Genomic DNA, 19,927 nt, shown 5'->3' with positions numbered 1-19,927 from the left:
ATTTTGTTTATTCTAATACGCTGTATTTTGGTCTTTTTGCTTTCGTTATATAATCCTCTGACTTGATTCGATTAACTTTCATTTCTATGCCTTCTTCCTGAAAAATGGAAACTGCGAAATCATACCACGAACAGCAACGATCACCGCGGTAATGATACAATCCAAACGCTGCTTTTTCAACGATAAGGGACATACTATACTCCATGACGTCAATTGCATTGGTAGGGCATCCTATTTGATCATCAACCACGCTTATTTCTGAACGTGTTTGTGCTAAATTCAACATTGTTTTTCTGAAATTATGCCCAAAGATAGAATACACCCAAGAGGTACGAATGATATAATGCTTAACCCCTAAAGTTTGAATATATTGTTCTCCCTTTAATTTTGATGCACCGTAGACATTAATAGGATTCGGAACATCTGTCACTTTATAGGGCGTATTTTGCTGACCATCAAACACAAAATCAGTAGAAATATGAAGCAATATTGCATCAAATTGCAAACATACCTCCGCCAAATTTTTACATCCTTCAGCATTGACCAAGTAAGCTAATTCTACCTCCTCTTCCGCCTTTTCCACATTGGTGTAAGCCGCTAAATTAATACAATAGTCAGGTTGAAATTTTGAAAAAACAACAACGCAGTCTTCTATTTTTGTAATATCTAAATCTTTGCTTGACAAAAATATAAAACTAGCTTGAGGAAATTGAGGAGCAATAGCTTGCAAAGCTTGCCCCATTTGACCTGCTGCACCTGTTACAAGAATTTGCATCATAAGGGTGTGATTTCTTGAAAAGAAGGCAATATCAAATCCTTATCGGAAATAAGATATTCTTGATCTAGCTCTGTCCAAGCAATTGCCAAAGTAGGATCGTTATACAGAATTCCATTTTCTGCCTCTTTATTGTAATAATTATCGCATTTATAAGCAAATATTGCCGTTTCACTCAGCACTAAAAATCCATGAGCAAAGCCCCTTGGAATAAATAATTGCTCTTGATTTACATCGTTTAAAATCATCGTAAAATGCTGTCCGTAACTAGGCGAGTTTTTCCTTAGGTCAACAACAACATCGAGGATTTCGCCCTGGATAACACGAACTAATTTCGCCTGTTGATATGCTCCTTGCTGAAAGTGCAACCCACGTAAAGTGCCTTTTGTGGAAAACGACTGATTGTCTTGTACAAAATCAACCTGTAGTCCAGTCTCTTTTTCAAATAATTCTCGATTATAACTTTCAAAGAAACAACCTCTATGATCGGTAAAAACCTTGGGCTTTACAACCAAACAACCGGATAGTGCTGTAGTTCTTATTTCCATATTACCCCTTCTTTTTTGTATAGTTTCTATTGATCGTATAGATCCATTGACCTAGAAGGAACAAAACCAACCCCACAATAGGAAATTGAATCTTTTTGTGAGAAATCGCGTTTGAGTTCAATCCGTTGTTTTCAATTATCTCGTCAGACTTGCTTATTTCATACGCCTCAAAGACAACAGAAGCCGTTTGTGCTTGTATAATTTTAAGGGTTACTAACTCTTCTTCTAATGCCTTCTTTTCCTTAAACACGGCAAGCAAATCTGTTGCAGCCATTGTCTCTTTTTCAAGCAGTTTATTTAGTCGAATGATGTAATTACTTATCTCTTCCACTCTCTCACTTAGAAAAAGTTGATGTAACTCTTTTGTTTTCGCAAAGTGGGGAACGCGTTCTATTTTAGTTGTGAAATCCTTCCAAAATAATTTAAAATCAAATCCTTCTTTTGCTATAATCACGCATTTATAGTAGTGAAAATCAGTAGCAAAAAGACCTAATTTTGCTTTTTCCTTTTCAACAAGCGTTGATGAATTTTCACCTGAGGATTCTATACGTTCTCCTTCAGATGTTTTATCGGCCAACTCTTCTATCTTAAGGTCAACTAATCCCGCCTCTTTCCAATGTTTATCGAGAAGATATTCCTCCATCCATCGCTTCGCCAAATCAATTGAATTATAATTAAATACAATGGCTGTTTGCTTTTGTACTAGTCTATCCTCTTTTGTCGTAATTACTGGTTCCTTCCCTTGCTTCTTATCTAAATAATAGCCTGCTCCAAAACCAATACCTACAATTATTGCAAGATATATTCCGTTCTTTTTTAAGTACTTCAATATTTTAAAAATATTACTCTCTACAAAAAACTTCAAGTCAATTATATCCAATTCATTGTCGTATTTATTGCTATCTTTCATTTTTACTATCTAACGTTTTTACTTGTAAACCTATAAAACTACTACATAATTCACAATAGTGTAGCATTAAAAACAAAAAAGCACTCCATCAACTGTAGAGTGCGCGATTTGCAATCTTAAAATTACTACATTTTAAATATTTGTTCTAGTATTTTTATTGTAATTAAATACGTTGGTTTAACCCCTGTTGTCCCCAATCCTCCAGAAGCCAAGGTACTTCCTGTTTCCAATGGATTATCCGAAGCATAGTACGCATAGCGAACTTTTACATTAGGATTAATGCTTTTGCGAATCTTAGAAGCGGATTGAATGGCTTTTTGATAATGAGCTCCTTCCATTTCCAATCCGATAACACCCCAAGTAGAATCGTGAAAGAATTTCAACAAATCTTTATTTTGCAAAGAAGTTCCCAATACCGTAACCATTGTTCCTCCTACTACTGGAATTTCGTTATTTTCAAACATATCAACGGTCAACTCATTGTCAAAAGGATAATTATCTCCTGTTCCTTCGTTAATATGGGCAAATGGAATCATAATATCTCCTTTTCCCCCTTCTAAAATACCTGCTTTCCCCATGATCGAAACAGATTCAACATTGAGTTGAATTTGTTTTTTATAAGGTTTCAACAATTCGTCTATGGTTTCATACGCTTGTTCTCCAAAAGCGTAATCCATCACGATAATTACGGGTTTTTCTCCGTCGATTTGAGCCTTTTTAAAGTTCGTTTGTGCTAGATTAATCTTCGCTGTATCGAAAATTTGCACATCAATATTTGTTCCCGAATCATCCGACAAGAAGATCATTCCCTCTTTTTCCGCGCGTTCTCTCACTAAGTTGCGCAACGGTTTATTTTCGGGTTTACTCAACTCTTCGTAGATTTCTATTTCTTGCTCAACATCTATTTCACTTTTCATTACAGAAGGAGCAAAGATAGAATTCATCACACTGTGCATATTGGCACTAATAATGTGAATAGGGCGTTCTAAGAGTCCTTTTTCCACCAAAACACTCTTAATTCGATCCGACCAAATTTCACCGTATATATGATGTCCTAAGCGCTCTCGCAATAATGGACTAAAAGTAATTGTACGTTTGTTGTTATCTACCTCTTCTTCGATTGCCAACTTACCTAACCAATAGATCACATCCAAAAATCGATCTGGATTTTCTGGAATAGCAAACTTCTCGTATACAGTTAATACCTCAGCAAACGAACGTCCTAACACATTGGCAAGATGAGACATCGTTACTTCTTTATCCTTTAACTCTAAGGGTTCTTTCTGCTTAGCTGCTAGTTCAATTTTATTCCAATCGCGCGTTACTTTACCTTCTTCATCAATTAAAACTCTATTCTTAATTTTATGTGACTCAATAAAGATAAAAGTCAAATGCGTCAAAACATCATAAATATCAGAACGTCCTCTGGTAATTTCAATGTTCATTTGCTCCTCGTCTATGCGGTAACAATTTCTTCTTCGCTTTGGTGGTACAATAGCTTGAAAATGAGAAAAAGAATAGCCTTCATCCGAAGTTAAGTTAATATATCTACATTCTTCAATACCTATTGGCAATCGTTCAATAACATACAACAACCCATCTAGTTCAACCTTTTCTTCAGCGATTGTTCCATAGATTTCCGGACGCAATTCTAATAGCGCTTCTCTTAACGTATCACCAGATACCCCCATTGGTTTATAGAATCCTCTATTAAACAAATGACGCATGGTGATATAAATGCGTTCAATAGCTGCTGAAGAGACCTGCGCTCTTGTTCTTGAAATATTTTTAATCTCTCTCATAGTCTTCCAATTTTTATTTCTTACTTATCTGTTTTCAATTGATCGGCAATCGTTCTATCATTGCTCAATCTCGGTAATTTATTTTGTCCCCCAAGTTTACCTATGCTCTTCATATACGTTTGGAAACCTTCCTTTTCTACGGAACGAATCACTAGAGTACGCAATACCTTTCCAACGATTAGATCGTCATAATACACATTTTGATTGCGTAGGGCATGATCAATTTTCAAGGCAAACTCTTCCATGTCATCTGGAGCTTGTCCAAATTCGATAAACCATTCGTGATAGGGCAATCCCTCTTCTGGAGTAATTTGGGGTGCTACGGTAAACTCATTTACTTCTACTGTTGTCCCTTCCATAGCTTGTTCTAGGGCAGTTTCTACTTCCTTGCCAATAACATGTTCTCCAAAGGCAGAAATAAAGTGTTTAATACGTCCTGAAACAACAATTCGATGTGGATTAAGGTTGACAAATTGAACTGTATCTCCAATATTATATCCCCATAAACCTGCATTAGTTGAAATAATCAAGACATAATTAACGCCTACTTCTACTTCACCGATGGTATAACGCTTGGGATTTTCAGTAAAAAATTCCTCTACTTTGATGAATTCATAAAAAATCCCCGCATTTAAAAGCAATAGAAGTCCCTTTTCTTTTTGTGAATCCTGATAAGCAAAAAAGCCTTCTGAAGCGGGAAACAATTCGATAGCAGGAACTTTTCTTCCTATTAATTGTTCAAATCTGGCGCGATAAGGCTCATAATTAACCCCTCCGTAAATAAATAGATTAAACTTCTTAAAAATCTCACCTACTCCTTTTCCTTCTCTTGCCTTCAATCGTTCAAAATACATTTGTACCCAACTGGGAATTCCAGAAATCACCGTCATATTCTCATACACAGTTTCTTCTACAATGGCGTCCACTTTTGTTTCCCAATCCTCAATACAGTTCGTTTCCCAACTTGGCAATCTATTTTTCTGTAAATAAGCAGGAACATAATGCGCTACAATACCTGATAGTCTACCCAGGTTAATTCCATTCTTTTGTTCAAGAATAGGGCTTCCTTGTAAAAAGATCATCTTACCATCAACAAAGTCGGCAATACCCGTTTCATGTACATAGGCTAAAATTGCATTTCGAGCAGCTTCAATGTGATAAGGCATCGATTCTTTAGTCAAGGGAATATACTTTGCTCCGGAAGTTGTACCAGAAGTTTTAGCAAAATACAGAGGTTTCCCTTTCCACAACACATGTTCTTCACCTTTCACCACGCGATCAACATACGGTTTTAGTCCTTCGTAATCTCGGATGGGTACGTGTTGTGCAAAATCTTTGGCATTGTGAATCGAGTCAAATTGATGATCTTTTCCAAAAGCGGTATGTTTGGCTTGCGCAATTAAATCTGCTAACACCTTTGCTTGTGTTTCTACTGGATTTTTAAGCCATTTTTGAGTTTTCTTATGGATGATAGAAGCAAATATTTTCGCTCCAAAAGATTTGATAGACATATTGTTTTTATTCTAAATCAATAAATAATTGAGCATCTAATGGATAATTGTCTTTCCACAATTCAAAGTGCAGGTACGATTGACTTACTTTGCCTTTGCCCTCCTCCTGATTGTAAAGTCCTAAAACATCTCCTGCTTGTACAGTTTCATATTTGCTCTTGGTCAGGGATGACAAATGCTTATACACCGAGCTAACTCCTTCTTCATGCAATATAATAACCGTATAGCCGTCGTTTATTGTCCAATCAACAAAAATCACGGTTCCTTTGGCCGCTGATTTAACCATCGAATTTTTGGCTGCAATAAAATCAATACCAAAATGAGAAGATTTTGGATCATACTTTCGAACAATCGTACCTTCAATTGGTGAAAAAAGAACCATATTAACTCTAGCTTCTGCATTGGTAAAAAGATTGTACTTATCTTCCAAACGCACATACTCACGAAGTTCTAAATCCTTTTCGCTTGGAGTGGTATGTTCAATAGCATGAAGTGGCGTTTCCGTTTTCATCAAAGAATCAACACTTGCTGAGGTAATTTCAATATCACCTAGTAACACGCGTTTAACGGCAGCAACATATTGTTCATTCTTTTTAATTTCCGTTTCTAAAGAATCTACTTTTAAGGCTAAATCCACTGATTTTTGTTTCAACTCCGAAGAAGAATATCCTGGTATATATTCCTTTAAAGGTGTAACAATAAGCAAAATAACATTGGAAACAAGTAAAAGAAAAACAATTGTTGTCGTTGCACCAACCACATTTAAGAGATTTAATTTAAATGAACTGATGTCTTCAAACGTTCGATCGTTCACTACCACTACTCTATATTTATCTAGAAGTCGTTTCTTCCATTTCTTCCATTGAAGTCCTTTCTTAGACATAAGCTACTTGTTTTCCACACAAATATAAACATTAAAAAAGTTGACTTCTTCTCTTTTTTGCTTTTATTCACATATTAAATTGGTCATAATGTTAATATTACTGATCAAAAAGTTAAATAATCGAATCCTTCAATAAGTCGAATCAGTTTTTCTTCCTATATTTGTTTTTATTAAAATCTTCAAACAAAATAATATGAACTCATTACATATTTTTTTAGGAATGGTTGGACCATGGCAAATAGTAATTATCGTTGCCTTAATTTTATTGTTATTTGGTGGTAAAAAAATTCCTGAATTGATGAAAGGATTAGGAACTGGAATCAAGGAATTCAAAGATGCAACTAGAGACGAAAATGCTCAACAAACATCTAAGAAAGATACGACTAAAGAAGACAACTCTAAAACAGAATAAATCCATTTAGATCTCGATATTTACATGCGTTATACCTAGGTATAGCGCATTTTTTATTGTGCCATTTTAAAAAAAATGCCCGTTGAAACAACGTTCAACAGGCACTTCACTTATAAAACATAATAAAAACACTACTTAACTTTCTTTATCAAAGAAAACCTTACTTACATTTTCTTTTAAAATAAAAACAAAGACTGTGCCAAACTGTGTTTTTAAATTTAATATTAGAGTATCATTGAAAGTTGTACTCGTTTTTTTACTGGATCAACATCAACAACTTTAACTTGAACATGCTGATGCAATTTCACTACTTCATTAACATCAGAAACAAATCCTTCATTCAGTTGAGAAATGTGAACCAACCCGCTTTCTTTAATTCCTACATCGACAAAGCAGCCGAAGTTGGTGATATTATTTACGATTCCAGGTAAGACTTGACCGATTTTTAAATCTGCAAGCTGTTTTACGGAAGGATCGAATTCGAATACTTTCGCTGCCTTACGCGGATCTAGTCCTGGTTTTTCTAATTCTTTCAAAATATCCGTTAACGTTAGGATACCTATATCCGCGGTTTCATAGTGCTTTACCTCTATTTTTGCAATAGCCTCTTTATTTGAAATTAATGTTTCAACAGTTACTTTTAAATCTTTGGCCATTTGCTGTACGACAGGATAGGCTTCAGGGTGAACTGCAGAATCATCTAAAGGATTTGTCGCATTCTTAATACGAATAAAGGCTGCGGCTTGTTGATACGCCTTTTCTCCTAAACGCGGTACCTTTTTTAATGCGGCACGAGAAGTGAACGCCCCATGCTCTGCTCTATATTGCACGATATTCTCTGCCATTTTTTCTCCAATACCCGAAACATAGCTCAACAGTGATTTACTTGCCGTATTGATATTGATTCCCACTTTATTCACACACTTCATTACAACAGCATCCAATTCGCTTTTTAATAGCGTTTGGTCAACATCGTGTTGATACTGCCCTACACCGATTGATTTAGGGTCAATTTTCACCAATTCAGCTAATGGATCTGCGAGTCGACGTCCTATTGAAACAGAACCTCTAACAGTTACATCGTAATTGGGAAATTCTTCTCTTGCAATCTTAGAGGCAGAGTAAACTGAAGCTCCAGCTTCGTTTACGATGAATACTTGTACTGGTTTATCAAAAGCTATTTTCTTAATAAAGAACTCCGTTTCTCGAGAAGCCGTTCCGTTTCCAATAGCAATAGCCTCAATGCGATACGAATTGACCATAGATCGCACCTTTTTCATAGCAATAACGCTGTCTTTTTGTGGTGGATGAGGATAAATAGTTTCGTTGTACAATAAGTTGCCATTTTCGTCTAAACACACAATCTTACAACCTGTTTTATATCCTGGATCAATCGCTAGGATACGCTTTTCACCTAAAGGTGAGGCAAGGAGTAATTGTGCTAAGTTATCGGAAAATACAGCAATCGAATTAGCGTCAGCCTTGGCTTTAGCCTCTGCCAATACTTCGTTAGACAAGGCGGGTTCTAACAAGCGTTTATAACTATCTGCAATGGCTTTTTGTAAATAAGGTACAGCATCTCCTTTGCCTTTAATAATAGTTTGTTCAATAAATTGAATTGCGTCTTCTTTTTCAACGCCAATATTCAGGCGAATATAACCTTCTTTCTCTGCTCGCAACACAGCTAAAAGTCGATGGGCAGGCATTTTATATAACGGCTCTGACCAATCGAAGTATTGCTCAAATTTTTGTGCACCTTCTTCTTCCATTTTGGCTTTTACAACCTTCGTTCCAACAACAGCCTCACGTTGAAACTTTCTTCTCAATGCTTTTCGAATATACAAATGTTCGTTGATCCATTCTGCAATGATATCGCAAGCTCCTTGAATAGCTTTTTCTTCATCTTCTACCTCTTGGGTAATATACTTTGTTGCAATCGAGGCTATATCTGTTGCGTTTTGCGCCATAATCACCTTTGCTAAAGGCTCCAATCCTAAAGCTCTAGCTGTATCTGCTTTGGTTTTACGCGTTTTTTTATAGGGTAAATACAAATCTTCAATTTCAACTAAATCAAAGCTCTGTTCAATCTTTGTACGCAATTCAACTGTTAGCTTTCCTTGCTCTTCAATAGAGGCTAAAATCGACTCCTTGCGTTTGACAATTCCGACGTATAAATCGCGGTACTTGGCAATTTTTTCAATGGCAACTTCGTCTAGATTTCCAGTTCTATCTTTTCTATATCGTGCAATAAAAGGGATGGTACAGGCTTCATCTAACAAGGCTAAAGTGTTTTCAATACTTTTAGTAGAAACATCCAACGCTTGTTGAATAAAATGAATCAACGTCATAATATATTATTTTAAGAATAGCTAAAATACTACCTTTGCGCCAATAAATAAATGAGATGAAGTTTTTATTCTTTTACATTTTCGCCATCAACTATATTACGTTCTCTATGTTCAAGATAGACAAAGAACGGGCGATCAAACACAAGAATAGAATTTCAGAAAAAAACCTACTTACGCTCTGTTTTTTGGGAGGTAGTATAGGAGGGTGGCTTGCGATGAGGCACTTGAAACACAAAAACGCTAAACAGAGTTTTAAACTGAAGTTTTATGCGGTGTTTATTATTCAAGTTGTCTTGTTTTTTGCTTTGTTTAAGCGATAAATAGGGGAGATGATCATAAAAAAAGCACTTGCTCAGGCAAGTGCTTTTCTATTTCTATATTTTTTATCAATTTAAGAACACGCGATTTTACTCACTCGATTCGCATGACGACCACCTTCAAAAGCGGTGTTTAAAAACGTTTCTACCATCGCAACGGCTTGTTCAATGGAAGTAAAACGAGCGGGAATACTGATTATATTGGCATCGTTGTGTAAACGCGCTAATTCTGCAATTTCTTTGGTCCAACACAAGGCACAACGCACCCCTTGGTGTTTGTTGGCAGACATGGCAATTCCATTTCCACTTCCGCAAATAACAATACCGAAATCTACAGTTCCATTTTCCACTGCTGTGGCTACTTGATGACCAAAATCTGGGTAATCTACTGAATCAAAACTATCTGTTCCATAGTTTAGTACTTCATGCCCTTGGGCTTGTAAAAAATCGACAATGGCCTTTTTATATGCTGGCCCTGCGTGATCATTTCCGATTGCTATTTTCATGTGTGTTGCTGTGTTATTATTCTTGTACAAAGGTAAAACTTTTGCCTTTTATAATCCTAATTCTTCAACGGCTATTTGACGCATTTCCACCTTTCTAACTTTACCAGAAATGGTCATAGGAAAAGACGAAACAAACTTCCAATACTTTGGTATGCGGTAATGAGCAATCTTCTGATCACAGAAAGCACGCATACTTTCACCTGTTGCCGTTTTGCCTTCTTTCAAAATCACCCAAGCCATAACTTCTTCGCCATATTTTTCGCTTGGTACACCAATTACTTGTACATCTGCTACATCAGGGTGGGTATACAAGAAATCTTCAATCCATTTTGGTGAGATATTCTCTCCACCGCGAATGATCAAGTCTTTAATACGCCCTGTAATAGCGATATAACCTTCATTATCCATCGTTGCTAAATCTCCGGTATGCATCCATCTATTTTCATCTAACACTTCAGCAGTTAGGGTTCTGTTATTCCAATATTTCAACATGACAGAATACCCACGTGTGCACAATTCTCCCGCTTCTCCTCGAGGAACTATTCCTCCTGTTTCTGGATCGACTATTTTAATTTCCAAGTGATCTTGTACCGTTCCAACGGTACTTACTTGTTTTTTAAGATCAATTCCGATATGCGTTTGCGTAGAAACTGGCGAGGTCTCTGTCATACCATAACATATACTGATTTCATCCATATTCATTTCCGTTTTTACGCGTTTCATTACGTGCTCTGGACATAGAGAGCCTGCCATAACTCCTGTGCGTAAAGACGATAGGTCATAAGTTTTAAAATTGGGCAATTGCAGTTCGGCAATAAACATAGTAGGCACTCCATAGAGCGAAGTACACTTTTCACGTTCTACCACTTCTAGCGTTTTAACGGGATCAAAGCTGTCATTGGGAATCACGATTGTTGCTCCATGAGAGGTACAGCATAAATTGCCAATCACCATACCGAAACAATGATAGAATGGCACTGGAATACAAACGCGATCTTTTGCCGTGTACTTTAATCGTACGCCAATAAAATAACCGTTATTTAGGATATTGTGGTGAGTAAGTGTCACTCCTTTAGGAAACCCCGTTGTTCCAGATGTATATTGAATATTTACAGCTTCACCAAACTGAACAGAATTTTCAATTTCAGCTAAAACTACTGGATCTACGGCTTGTCCATTAGCGACGAATTGATTCCATTCTTCCCCTAAAAACACGACCTCTTTCAGCGATGGACAGTCTTCACGCACAACGGCTATCATTTTTCGGTAATCACTCGATTTATAAGATTCAGCAGATATAATAGCTTTTATTTCAGATTGATTCACTGCAAATTCCAATTCATGGGCGCGATAAGCAGGATTCAAATTCACTAAAATTACTCCAATACGAGCAGTTGCATATTGCAAGAGTACCCATTCATAACAATTCGGAGCCCAAATTCCTACGCGATCTCCTTTTTCAATAGATAATACCAAAAGTGCTTTTGCAACTTCTGTTGTTTGTTGAAAAAATTGACGATAGGTAGCCCTATAATTTTGATGCGCACTGATTAAAGCTTCCTTGTTAGGATACAGTTCCGTTATCTTTCTAAAATTCTCACCTATTGTTTCCCCTAATAAAGGAATATTTGATGCGCCATGCACATAAGATATTGCTTTCATCGTTTGTTTTACTTTTAATGATTGGTTTTCCTAAAATACAAAAAATAGTAGATGGTTAATTGAATTTTTCTTTTTTCGACCAATTGCATCAATGTAGAAAATTGCATTTTGTTGCGAGAAAAAAAGAGGTTCACCCGTTTTTTTAAAAAAAATTTAGGAATAGGTGATATAAAAAGATCTTCGTTTCGTAAAAAAATAACAAAATGACCGATTACTAAAGAAAAAAGAAATACTTTTGTCTTCAGTTTTCCGTGTGAATTACACATCTTAAGGCATACTACGAGTAGAAAACCATTGAAAAGACTTAGACCTCAACTGATTCTTCTTGTTGCCTTTACCCAAAAAATGAAAAACTATGTTTCGATATAGTGAAGATTAGCACACTTTTTAGCCCCAGTAATTCACAATAATAACACAAAAAACAGACTTTTATTCTTCGGAGTAAAGAGTATTTCGTACATTTAAACAACTTTCCATAACCCAAGAGGTTGGGAAAAAAACTCAAAAAATGGCAAAAAAAATTAAACATAAAAAGAAAAAACAATTTGATTTTTCGAATAAGATTTTAAAGTTTTTAGGGAAAAATCCTACTAAATCTTACAATTATAAACAAGTAGCTGCCCAATTAGAAGTAGTAGATACCCAGGGCAGAAATGAAATTATTAAAGAACTGAAGTTTTTGCTTTCCAAAACGCTTATCGAGGAAGTAGAACTTGGTAAATTTCGCTTTGTACCTAAAGCTAATTACGTAGAAGGTCATATTGATATGACGAGTAGAAAAACAGCTTATTTAGTTAGTGATGAGCTAGAAGAGGATGTTTTCATTCCAACCAACAACCTAAACAAAGCGCTTGACGGAGATTTAGTAAAAGCCTATATCTACAACAAGCGAAATGGCAGAAAACCAGAAGCAGAAGTTGTTGAGGTATTAGAACGCCACCGCACACAATTTGTTGGTGTGATCGAAATTCAAAAAAACTTTGCATTTGTTACAACAGCAGATGCCAAGATGTATACAGACATTTTTATTCCCAAAGACAAGTTTTTGGGTGCACAACCAGGAGATGTAGTACTCGTTGATTTGGAAGATTGGCCGGAGAAAGCAGACAGTCCATTTGGTAAAGTCGTTAAAGTACTTGGAAAGCAAGGAGAACACAATACTGAAATTCACGCAATTTTAGCAGAATATGGCTTACCCAGTGAATTTCCAAAAGAAGTAGAGGAGTTTGCCAATAAACTAGATACCTCTATTCAAGAGGAAGAAGTAGCAAAACGCCGCGATATGCGCGAGGTGCTAACTTTTACGATTGACCCTAAAGATGCCAAAGACTTTGACGATGCTTTGTCTTTCCAAACACTAGAAAATGGAAACTACGAAATTGGAGTACACATTGCTGACGTATCTCATTATGTTCAGGAAGGTACAATTTTAGATGACGAAGCATTTCATCGCGCTACTTCAGTTTATTTAGTAGATCGCACAGTTCCGATGCTACCAGAAGTTCTTTCAAACTTTGCTTGTTCACTTCGACCTCATGAAGATAAGTATACCTTTTCTGCAGTATTTGAAATGACCCCAAAAGGAGAGCTTATCAATTCGTGGTTTGGACGCACTGTTACACATTCAGATCAACGTATGGCATACGAAGAGGCGCAATACATCATTGAAACACAAGACCGCACAATTCTTGCATCAACCTCAATTACTGGAGAAGATCAAGAAGTTAGTGCAGAAGTTGCGCATGCGGTACTAACACTCAATGAACTAGCTCATATTCTACGTAAGAAACGAATGAAGGCAGGAGCAATTTCCTTTGATAAAGTAGAGGTAAAATTCAATCTAAACAGCGAAAGTGAACCTATTGGTGTATTCTTTAAAGAGGCCAAAGATGCCAATCACTTAATTGAGGAGTTTATGCTATTGGCAAACCGCAAGGTTTCTGAATTCATAGGCAAACAAAAGAAAACATTTGTCTATCGTATACACGATGAACCGGATCAAGATAAATTATTTGGATTACAGGCCGTTATTTCGAGATTTGGACATTCGTTAAACTTTAAATCTAGAGATACCATTTCCAAATCGCTGAACGAATTATTAAAAAACGTTCAAGGAAAAAAAGAGCAAAACTTAGTCGATACATTGGCTATTCGAAGTATGAGTAAAGCGAGTTATTCCACACAAAACATAGGACACTATGGTTTGGCATTTGATTACTACTCACACTTTACATCACCTATTCGTCGTTATCCCGATGTTATGGCACACCGTTTGCTAGAATTTTACTTACACGGTGGAAATTCTGTCAATGCTGAAGAATATGAAACCAAATGTAAGCACTGTTCTGCTATGGAAAATTTAGCTGCCAATGCGGAGCGAGATAGCATTAAATACATGCAGGTTAAATACATGCAAGATCAGAAAGACAAAGCTTTTGTCGGCGTTATTTCTGGTGTTACTGAATGGGGTATTTACGTGGAAATCATCGAAAATAAATGTGAAGGAATGGTTCGTATACGCGAAATAAAAGAAGATTATTACGTTTATGATGAAAAGCAATACGCTATGGTTGGTCAAGCGACAAATAACACACTTCAGTTAGGAGATACTGTTGTTGTTTCAGTAAAAAATGCCGATTTAGTAAAAAAACAATTAGACTTTAATTACATACAAAAACTGAACTAAGATGAGAAAAATAGCTATGTTATTTATTGCGCTATGTGGAACAATTGGATTTGCGCAAGAAGTCAAACAAGTAGGGGAGTTCAAACGCGTAAATGTCTTTGATAAGATTGAGCTAACACTAATCCCTGATACAGAAACGAAAATGGAAGTTTCGGGAACTAATGCTGAAGAGGTAACTTTTGTAAATAAAAATGGAAACTTAAAAATTCGAATGAATATTTCTAAAAGTTTCCAAGGTGGAGATGTACGCATCAAATTGCACTACAAAGATTTAGAAGAAGTAATTGCCGAAGAAGGAGCTACAGTAAAAAGTTCAGAAACCCTCAAAGCAACGAGTTTAGCGATAACTAGCAAAACCGGAGCGTCTGTTGATTTGAAAATTGAAGCTCAAAAAGCTACTATACGAGCGTATACAGGAGGTATTATGACCCTAACAGGTAAAGTGAATACCCAAGATATTCTAGCCAATGCTGGAGCCTCTGTTTTCAACGAAAAATTAATTAGTGAACAAACAGAAGTAACAGTAAATGCCGGAGGTACAGCAAAGGTTAACGCAACGGAATTAGTCGATGCCAAAACCCGTGCCGGAGGTGAAATCATCATCTTTGGAAAACCTAAAAAAATAAATGAAAAAATTGTAATGGGTGGAAGCATCAGCAAAGGAAACTAAAAGTATTTATTCTTTTCTTATTCTTTTGAAATAAAAAGCTGTACCTTGCAATAGGTAATAAACATAGGTGCCAATATATCAAAACTATATTGGCATTTTTAATTGTGGTAAATGATCGATGACTTACTTACAGGTGTTACCTTAGGTTTCTTCCTAAGTTTCATGATTGGCCCTGTATTTTTTATTCTTATAGAAACGAGTATTACAAGGGGAATCCGTGCAGCTCTTGCTTTTGATATGGGGGTAATCCTCGCAGATGCCCTGTTTTTTACAATAGCATTTTTTAGTAGTTTTCGCCTAATTAATTCTATAAAAGACGATCCGGCTTTATTTATATTTGGCGGTCTACTCATGCTAACCTATGGAATAATCTCTTTTGTAAAGCTAAAAAAAGTACAGGTTCACACCATTCAAATTGCTCCTCCAAATCTAAAAAGAGAATATTTAAATTTATTTGTAAAAGGTTTCTTACTCAATTTTATCAATGTAGGAGTTTTGGGCTTTTGGTTAGCCATTATCATTACGTTAGGACCGCAAATGGACATGAATACGGAACGTATGTTTGTATTTTTTCTCTTTGCAATATCTGCATACTTTGTAACGGATATCTTCAAAATACTACTTGCAAAACAGCTAAGAAAGAAACTAACTGCAGAGAACATTCTCAAAGTAAAAAAAATCAGCAGTATTTTACTGATTATCTTTGGCGTTATTATTATGGTTAAAGCCTTTATTCCGACCTCAGACAAAGAACTAAACTTACCTCTTCCTAAGCTGGAACGAAAATAAGATATAGAAAAAGAACCCTGGTGGTTCTTTTTTTTATTGTCTTTTCACACTTCGTGTGGTGTGAAGTTGTAAACGATCTTTTTTAAACAAAAAAAGCCCTAACTTTCGTTAGAGCTTTCAATAAGTCGGGGTGGCAGGATTACCTCCCTACGGACGTTAATCCTCATAAAAGGGGATTTGTACTAAATGAAAGCTTCGCTACGCTCCTATACTTTTTTCATATCCTAATCGAATTTCAAGTAAAACTTGATTCGATTAGGATACAAAAAAAGCCCTAACTTTCGTTAGAGCTTTCAATATGTCGGGGTGGCAGGATTCGAACCTGCGACCTCCTGGTCCCAAACCAGGCGCGATGACCGGGCTACGCTACACCCCGCTTTCGGTATCGTGAGTGCAAATATACGGCAAAAATTCAATCTGTCAATAGTTTTGACAACTTTTTTTACATAAAATTCATTTTACATTGTAAGTTATTGAGAAATAGAAAAATAGAAAGAGGAGAGAAGAAAGAGGAGAGAAGTGAAAGAGGAAATTGGAAAGGAGAAATCGAAACGTCGTGAAAATTTTACTAAAATAGGGGGATTCCTTCCTTTAATCGAAGATTCAAAAACGAATTTACCAACAACCAACAAAAAAAGGATAGCAAATTGCTATCCTTTTTCCTGAGGCATCGAGCGGATTCGAACCGCTGTAGACGGTTTTGCAGACCGCTTCCTAGCCACTCGGACACGATGCCGTATCCATTAATTGGATGCAAACTTACTACTATTTTTTAAATTTAAAAACCAATTAAGTGAGTTTTTTATCTTCAATGCTAGAAAAACTATCTAACTCCCTGCATCTCAACGGTTACATATTCTACATCTCCTCCAATAGGCGGATTAATTTTAGATACTGCAACGGTAACTTTCTCTACTAGCTTTATTTCAAGTAAAATGCGATCGATAATACGCTGTACAACGGTCTCCAATAATTTAGAACGCTTGTCCATTTCTTCTTTTACAATTTGATTCAACTGCACATAATCAATAGCGTGAACCAATTCGTCTGTCGCAGCAGCATCTCTAAAATTTCCTGAAGCGGTAACATCTACGCGATATTCTGAACCAATTTTAGCTTCTTCTGGCATACATCCGTGAAATGAAAAGGTACGAATATTGTTGAGTCTAATAATCCCCATAAAATCCTTCTTTTAGTTTAAAAGCTAAAATTACGACTATTTTTAGTTAGATATCTTCTTTTGTAGAAGTAAAATGCTTAGAACTTGTTTAGTTTTTTGATACCTTTGTAGTTATAATATTTATATCCATGTCAACAAAAGAGAAATCATTAAATTTTATTGAGCAAATCATTGAAGAAGATTTAAAAAATGGTTTGCCAACAGAAAAACTACATTTCCGTTTTCCGCCTGAGCCTAATGGTTATTTACACGTAGGTCATGCGAGTTCTATTTGTTTAAACTTTGGATTGGGATTAAAGTACAACGCGCCAGTTAACTTGCGTTTTGACGATACGAATCCCTCAAAAGAAGAGCAGGAATTTGTTGACGCAATCAAATACGATGTAGAATGGCTAGGTTATAAATGGGCAAATGAAGTGTATGCATCGGATTATTTCCAGCAATTATACGATTGGGCAGTACGCATGATTCAAGAAGGAAAGGCTTATGTAGATAGTCAAACTTCTGAAGAAATGGCTCAACAAAAAGGTACACCAACCACAGCAGGGGTAAACAGCCCATACAGAGATAGAAGTGTAGAAGAGAACCTCGATTTATTCGAGCGCATGAAAAAAGGAGAATTCGCAGAAGGAACGCATATTTTACGTGCTAAGATTGATATGGCACATACCAATATGTTGATGCGCGATCCAATCATGTACCGCATTATCAATAAAGCACACCACCGCACGCAAAACGATTGGTGTATTTATCCAATGTACGATTGGGCTCATGGAGAAAGTGATTACCTAGAAAGTATCTCTCACTCTTTCTGTACGCTTGAATTTTTACCTCACCGTGAATTATACGATTGGTTCTTAGATCAGGTTGTCGAAGGGGAGAATATCCGTCCTAAACAACGTGAATTTGCGAGAAGAAACCTTTCTCACACCGTTGTAAGTAAACGAAAACTAGCAAAATTAGTTGCCGAAGGACATGTAACTGGATGGGATGATCCAAGAATGTCTACAATCTCAGGTTTAAGAAGAAGAGGATATACTCCTGCTTCTATCCGCAACTATGCCGATACTATTGGTATTGCAAAACGAGATAACCTCATTGACGTTTCGCTATTGGAATTCTGCGTGCGTGAAGATTTGAACAAAATCGCTCCACGAGTAATGGCTGTTTTAGATCCAGTAAAACTTGTAATCACAAACTATCCAGAAGGACAAGAAGAGTGGTTAGATGCAGAAAACAATCCGGAAGAAGAAGTAATGACATTCCGAAAAGTTCCTTTTTCAAGAGAATTGTATATCGAAAGAGAAGACTTTAAAGAAGAAGCGAATAGCAAATTTTTCCGCTTAACTCTTGGTAAAGAAGTACGCTTGAAAAACGCTTATATCATCAAAGGAGAAAGTGTAGTAAAAGACGAACAAGGAAATATTACAGAGATTCACGTTACTTACGATCCAGAAAGTAGAAGTGGAAGTGGTACAGAGGCAAGTAAACGCAAAGTAAAAGGTACTATTCACTGGGTTTCTACTGCACATGCTGTTGAGGCAGAAATCCGCATATACGATCGTTTATTTCTCAATGAGAATCCAGATGGAAATAAAGAAGTTGACTTTTTAGAATTCATCAATCCTAATTCCCTATCTGTAATTAAAGGATATTTAGAACCTAGTTTACAGGAAGCACAAAAAGGAGATCAATTCCAATTCCAACGCATGGGTTATTTTTGTGTAGATAAAGATAGCACAACAACAAACCTTGTTTTTAATAAGACTGTAGGACTTAGAGATACTTGGGCAAAACTTGATCAAAACTAATTTTAGCAATACAATCTTATAAAAAAGGTGTTTTTAACGTTACATTAACGAGTAAAAACACCTTTTTTCATTAACTTTATGAGATAATCATAAAAAACAATAGTTATGTCAGATCGTTTAGGTAGTACATTAGCAGCTTTAGTAGCTGGAGCAGCAATAGGAGTAGGTATTGGAATACTGTTCGCTCCTGATGAAGGAAAGAAGACGAGAAAAAAAATTAGAAGATCGTTTGATGAATCAAAAGATGAACTTTCACACAAAATTGACGACTTAAAAAAACAAGTTCGCAGTGTTGTAGATCGAAAGTCTAATACTATTGAAGATGGTATTGAGGATTTCATCAATTCAGCTGGTAAAAAAAGAGATGAGGTGATTTCAGCTTTAGAGCAAAAATTAGCTGAACTTAAAAAGCAAAGCAAAGAATTAGCAGAAAGCACAAAAAAATAATCTTTTTACACCAAGTAGGACATGGCATTCCAAGAAATTAAAAACAACATTAACGAGATTAAAGAACATTCGGAACAGTACATCAATTCAAGTATGAACTACTTTCGCTTGTGGGGCCTAAAAATAACCGCTAAAACAGCAATTATTTTTATGACTGTTTTTGCAGTGGGCATCTTTTTTTTACTCTCACTTTTGTTCATCTCTTTATTTGCGGCCATCGCTATTGGTGAGCAAATCCAAAGTAGATCTCTTGGTTTTCTTTATGTCGGACTTTTTTATTTATTAATCAGTATTCTTGTCTTTACTTTACGAAAATACATCGTTGATAGACCTTTGATAAAAAAGCTTTCAGAAGCAATTTTTTCTGAGTAAGACTTGTTAATTCTACTACTATGAGAAAGCATTATTCCTCCTTTGAGCAAATTGATCTCGATTTGCAGATCTTACGCGTTAAAAGGGAGATTCATTACCAAAAAATTAATTCGGCTTTAGACCAATTAAAAGATGAAGCAGCTCCACAAAATTTACTTAAAAGTACTTTAGGTTCGGCTGGTTCCTTATTGACAAACTCAAGTGGTATTCAGACTTTACTAGTCACGTCTATTTTCAAGTATATCATTCGAAAGTTTAGAAAATAATCACATATCACAAAAATAAAAAAGCGTTGTTC

Annotated in this window: 19 protein-coding genes and 2 tRNA genes; 9 read left to right on the top strand and 12 right to left on the bottom strand. The window is 36.0% G+C overall.

What is annotated here, in order from left to right; translation table 11 throughout:
- Positions 1–7: 7 nt before the first annotated feature.
- From rfbD to H4K33_RS08010, 6 genes are all read right to left on the bottom strand, one after another.
- A complete protein-coding gene (gene rfbD / locus H4K33_RS08035; protein ID WP_182647942.1) occupies positions 8–778 on the bottom strand; it encodes a dTDP-4-dehydrorhamnose reductase in 771 nt (256 codons plus the stop codon).
- Positions 775–1,323, bottom strand: coding sequence for a dTDP-4-dehydrorhamnose 3,5-epimerase (gene rfbC, locus H4K33_RS08030; protein ID WP_182647941.1), 549 nt, complete (start codon positions 1,321–1,323; stop codon positions 775–777). Before rfbC ends, rfbD begins: the two co-directional genes overlap by 4 nt.
- A gap of 1 nt (position 1,324) precedes the next feature.
- On the bottom strand, positions 1,325–2,233 hold the full coding sequence (locus tag H4K33_RS08025) for an AtpZ/AtpI family protein (protein WP_182647940.1): 909 nt from the start codon (positions 2,231–2,233) through the stop codon (positions 1,325–1,327).
- A 125-nt stretch (positions 2,234–2,358) separates the two neighbouring features.
- A complete protein-coding gene (locus H4K33_RS08020) occupies positions 2,359–4,035 on the bottom strand; it encodes a hypothetical protein (RefSeq protein WP_182647939.1) in 1,677 nt (558 codons plus the stop codon).
- Between the two features lie 20 nt (positions 4,036–4,055).
- Positions 4,056–5,546, bottom strand: coding sequence for a GH3 auxin-responsive promoter family protein (locus H4K33_RS08015; protein WP_182647938.1), 1,491 nt, complete (start codon positions 5,544–5,546; stop codon positions 4,056–4,058).
- A gap of 7 nt (positions 5,547–5,553) precedes the next feature.
- Positions 5,554–6,429 (bottom strand): murein hydrolase activator EnvC, encoded by an 876-nt coding sequence (locus tag H4K33_RS08010; RefSeq protein WP_182647937.1) that lies wholly within the window; start codon positions 6,427–6,429, stop codon positions 5,554–5,556.
- A 193-nt stretch (positions 6,430–6,622) separates the two neighbouring features.
- Between H4K33_RS08010 and H4K33_RS08005 the strand changes: the two genes are divergently transcribed.
- On the top strand, positions 6,623–6,841 hold the full coding sequence (locus H4K33_RS08005) for a twin-arginine translocase TatA/TatE family subunit (protein ID WP_182647936.1): 219 nt from the start codon (positions 6,623–6,625) through the stop codon (positions 6,839–6,841).
- Positions 6,842–7,065: 224 nt separating this feature from the next.
- On the opposite strand, the gene H4K33_RS08000 is transcribed toward H4K33_RS08005, so the two are convergent.
- A complete protein-coding gene (locus H4K33_RS08000; RefSeq protein WP_182647935.1) occupies positions 7,066–9,189 on the bottom strand; it encodes a Tex family protein in 2,124 nt (707 codons plus the stop codon).
- 56 nt (positions 9,190–9,245) lie between these two features.
- On the opposite strand from H4K33_RS08000, the gene H4K33_RS07995 reads away from it, so the two are divergent.
- Positions 9,246–9,509: a DUF1294 domain-containing protein gene (locus H4K33_RS07995; RefSeq protein ID WP_182647934.1), complete on the top strand. Its 264-nt coding sequence runs from the start codon at positions 9,246–9,248 to the stop codon at positions 9,507–9,509.
- A gap of 71 nt (positions 9,510–9,580) precedes the next feature.
- Here H4K33_RS07995 and rpiB read toward each other — a convergent pair whose 3' ends face one another.
- Both rpiB and H4K33_RS07985 read right to left on the bottom strand, forming a co-directional pair.
- Positions 9,581–10,012, bottom strand: a complete 432-nt coding sequence (rpiB, locus tag H4K33_RS07990; RefSeq protein ID WP_182647933.1) for a ribose 5-phosphate isomerase B — start codon at positions 10,010–10,012, stop codon at positions 9,581–9,583.
- Between the two features lie 48 nt (positions 10,013–10,060).
- Positions 10,061–11,674 (bottom strand): AMP-binding protein, encoded by a 1,614-nt coding sequence (locus H4K33_RS07985; RefSeq protein ID WP_182647932.1) that lies wholly within the window; start codon positions 11,672–11,674, stop codon positions 10,061–10,063.
- Positions 11,675–12,182: 508 nt separating this feature from the next.
- Here H4K33_RS07985 and rnr point away from each other — a divergent pair.
- The 3 genes from rnr (at position 12,183) to H4K33_RS07970 (ending at position 15,819) form a co-directional block, all read left to right on the top strand.
- Positions 12,183–14,360 carry a ribonuclease R gene (gene rnr, locus H4K33_RS07980; protein ID WP_182647931.1) on the top strand — a complete coding sequence of 726 codons (2,178 nt, stop codon included), beginning with the start codon at positions 12,183–12,185 and terminating at the stop codon, positions 14,358–14,360.
- A 1-nt stretch (position 14,361) separates the two neighbouring features.
- Positions 14,362–15,030, top strand: coding sequence for a head GIN domain-containing protein (locus tag H4K33_RS07975; protein WP_182647930.1), 669 nt, complete (start codon positions 14,362–14,364; stop codon positions 15,028–15,030).
- 111 nt (positions 15,031–15,141) lie between these two features.
- A complete protein-coding gene (locus H4K33_RS07970; RefSeq protein WP_182647929.1) occupies positions 15,142–15,819 on the top strand; it encodes a LysE family translocator in 678 nt (225 codons plus the stop codon).
- A gap of 301 nt (positions 15,820–16,120) precedes the next feature.
- Here H4K33_RS07970 and H4K33_RS07965 read toward each other — a convergent pair.
- The 3 genes from H4K33_RS07965 to folB all read right to left on the bottom strand — a co-directional run bounded on the left by H4K33_RS07965 (position 16,121) and on the right by folB (position 16,999).
- Positions 16,121–16,195 (bottom strand) — tRNA-Pro (locus tag H4K33_RS07965).
- Positions 16,196–16,484: 289 nt separating this feature from the next.
- Positions 16,485–16,555 (bottom strand) — tRNA-Cys (locus H4K33_RS07960).
- Between the two features lie 87 nt (positions 16,556–16,642).
- Positions 16,643–16,999, bottom strand: coding sequence for a dihydroneopterin aldolase (gene folB / locus H4K33_RS07955; RefSeq protein WP_182647928.1), 357 nt, complete (start codon positions 16,997–16,999; stop codon positions 16,643–16,645).
- 128 nt (positions 17,000–17,127) lie between these two features.
- Between folB and H4K33_RS07950 the strand changes: the two genes are divergently transcribed.
- The 4 genes from H4K33_RS07950 (at position 17,128) to H4K33_RS07935 (ending at position 19,895) form a co-directional block, all read left to right on the top strand.
- Positions 17,128–18,810: a glutamine--tRNA ligase/YqeY domain fusion protein gene (locus H4K33_RS07950; protein ID WP_182647927.1), complete on the top strand. Its 1,683-nt coding sequence runs from the start codon at positions 17,128–17,130 to the stop codon at positions 18,808–18,810.
- A gap of 105 nt (positions 18,811–18,915) precedes the next feature.
- Positions 18,916–19,257, top strand: a complete 342-nt coding sequence (locus H4K33_RS07945) for a YtxH domain-containing protein (RefSeq protein ID WP_182647926.1) — start codon at positions 18,916–18,918, stop codon at positions 19,255–19,257.
- Positions 19,258–19,278: 21 nt separating this feature from the next.
- Positions 19,279–19,629, top strand: coding sequence for a hypothetical protein (locus tag H4K33_RS07940; RefSeq protein WP_182647925.1), 351 nt, complete (start codon positions 19,279–19,281; stop codon positions 19,627–19,629).
- A gap of 20 nt (positions 19,630–19,649) precedes the next feature.
- Positions 19,650–19,895, top strand: a complete 246-nt coding sequence (locus H4K33_RS07935) for a DUF6327 family protein (protein WP_182647924.1) — start codon at positions 19,650–19,652, stop codon at positions 19,893–19,895.
- Positions 19,896–19,927: the final 32 nt, after the last annotated feature.

It is taken from the genome of Myroides sp. WP-1 (genome assembly GCF_014145635.1).
GTDB lineage: Bacteria > Bacteroidota > Bacteroidia > Flavobacteriales > Flavobacteriaceae > Flavobacterium.
This window is presented reverse-complemented; position numbering and strand designations above follow the sequence as displayed.

Coding starts and splice junctions, on each gene's coding strand:
- H4K33_RS07995 (WP_182647934.1), top strand. CDS start 9,246: ATGAAGTTTTTATTCTTTTACATTTTCGCCATCAACTATATTACGTTC.
- H4K33_RS07950 (WP_182647927.1), top strand. CDS start 17,128: ATGTCAACAAAAGAGAAATCATTAAATTTTATTGAGCAAATCATTGAA.
- H4K33_RS07935 (WP_182647924.1), top strand. CDS start 19,650: ATGAGAAAGCATTATTCCTCCTTTGAGCAAATTGATCTCGATTTGCAG.
- H4K33_RS08015 (WP_182647938.1), bottom strand. CDS start 5,546: ATGTCTATCAAATCTTTTGGAGCGAAAATATTTGCTTCTATCATCCAT.
- rfbD (WP_182647942.1), bottom strand. CDS start 778: ATGATGCAAATTCTTGTAACAGGTGCAGCAGGTCAAATGGGGCAAGCT.
- H4K33_RS08025 (WP_182647940.1), bottom strand. CDS start 2,233: ATGAAAGATAGCAATAAATACGACAATGAATTGGATATAATTGACTTG.
- H4K33_RS08005 (WP_182647936.1), top strand. CDS start 6,623: ATGAACTCATTACATATTTTTTTAGGAATGGTTGGACCATGGCAAATA.
- rfbC (WP_182647941.1), bottom strand. CDS start 1,323: ATGGAAATAAGAACTACAGCACTATCCGGTTGTTTGGTTGTAAAGCCC.
- H4K33_RS08020 (WP_182647939.1), bottom strand. CDS start 4,035: ATGAGAGAGATTAAAAATATTTCAAGAACAAGAGCGCAGGTCTCTTCA.
- H4K33_RS07945 (WP_182647926.1), top strand. CDS start 18,916: ATGTCAGATCGTTTAGGTAGTACATTAGCAGCTTTAGTAGCTGGAGCA.
- H4K33_RS08010 (WP_182647937.1), bottom strand. CDS start 6,429: ATGTCTAAGAAAGGACTTCAATGGAAGAAATGGAAGAAACGACTTCTA.
- rnr (WP_182647931.1), top strand. CDS start 12,183: ATGGCAAAAAAAATTAAACATAAAAAGAAAAAACAATTTGATTTTTCG.
- H4K33_RS08000 (WP_182647935.1), bottom strand. CDS start 9,189: ATGACGTTGATTCATTTTATTCAACAAGCGTTGGATGTTTCTACTAAA.
- H4K33_RS07940 (WP_182647925.1), top strand. CDS start 19,279: ATGGCATTCCAAGAAATTAAAAACAACATTAACGAGATTAAAGAACAT.
- folB (WP_182647928.1), bottom strand. CDS start 16,999: ATGGGGATTATTAGACTCAACAATATTCGTACCTTTTCATTTCACGGA.
- H4K33_RS07985 (WP_182647932.1), bottom strand. CDS start 11,674: ATGAAAGCAATATCTTATGTGCATGGCGCATCAAATATTCCTTTATTA.
- H4K33_RS07970 (WP_182647929.1), top strand. CDS start 15,142: ATGATCGATGACTTACTTACAGGTGTTACCTTAGGTTTCTTCCTAAGT.
- H4K33_RS07975 (WP_182647930.1), top strand. CDS start 14,362: ATGAGAAAAATAGCTATGTTATTTATTGCGCTATGTGGAACAATTGGA.
- rpiB (WP_182647933.1), bottom strand. CDS start 10,012: ATGAAAATAGCAATCGGAAATGATCACGCAGGGCCAGCATATAAAAAG.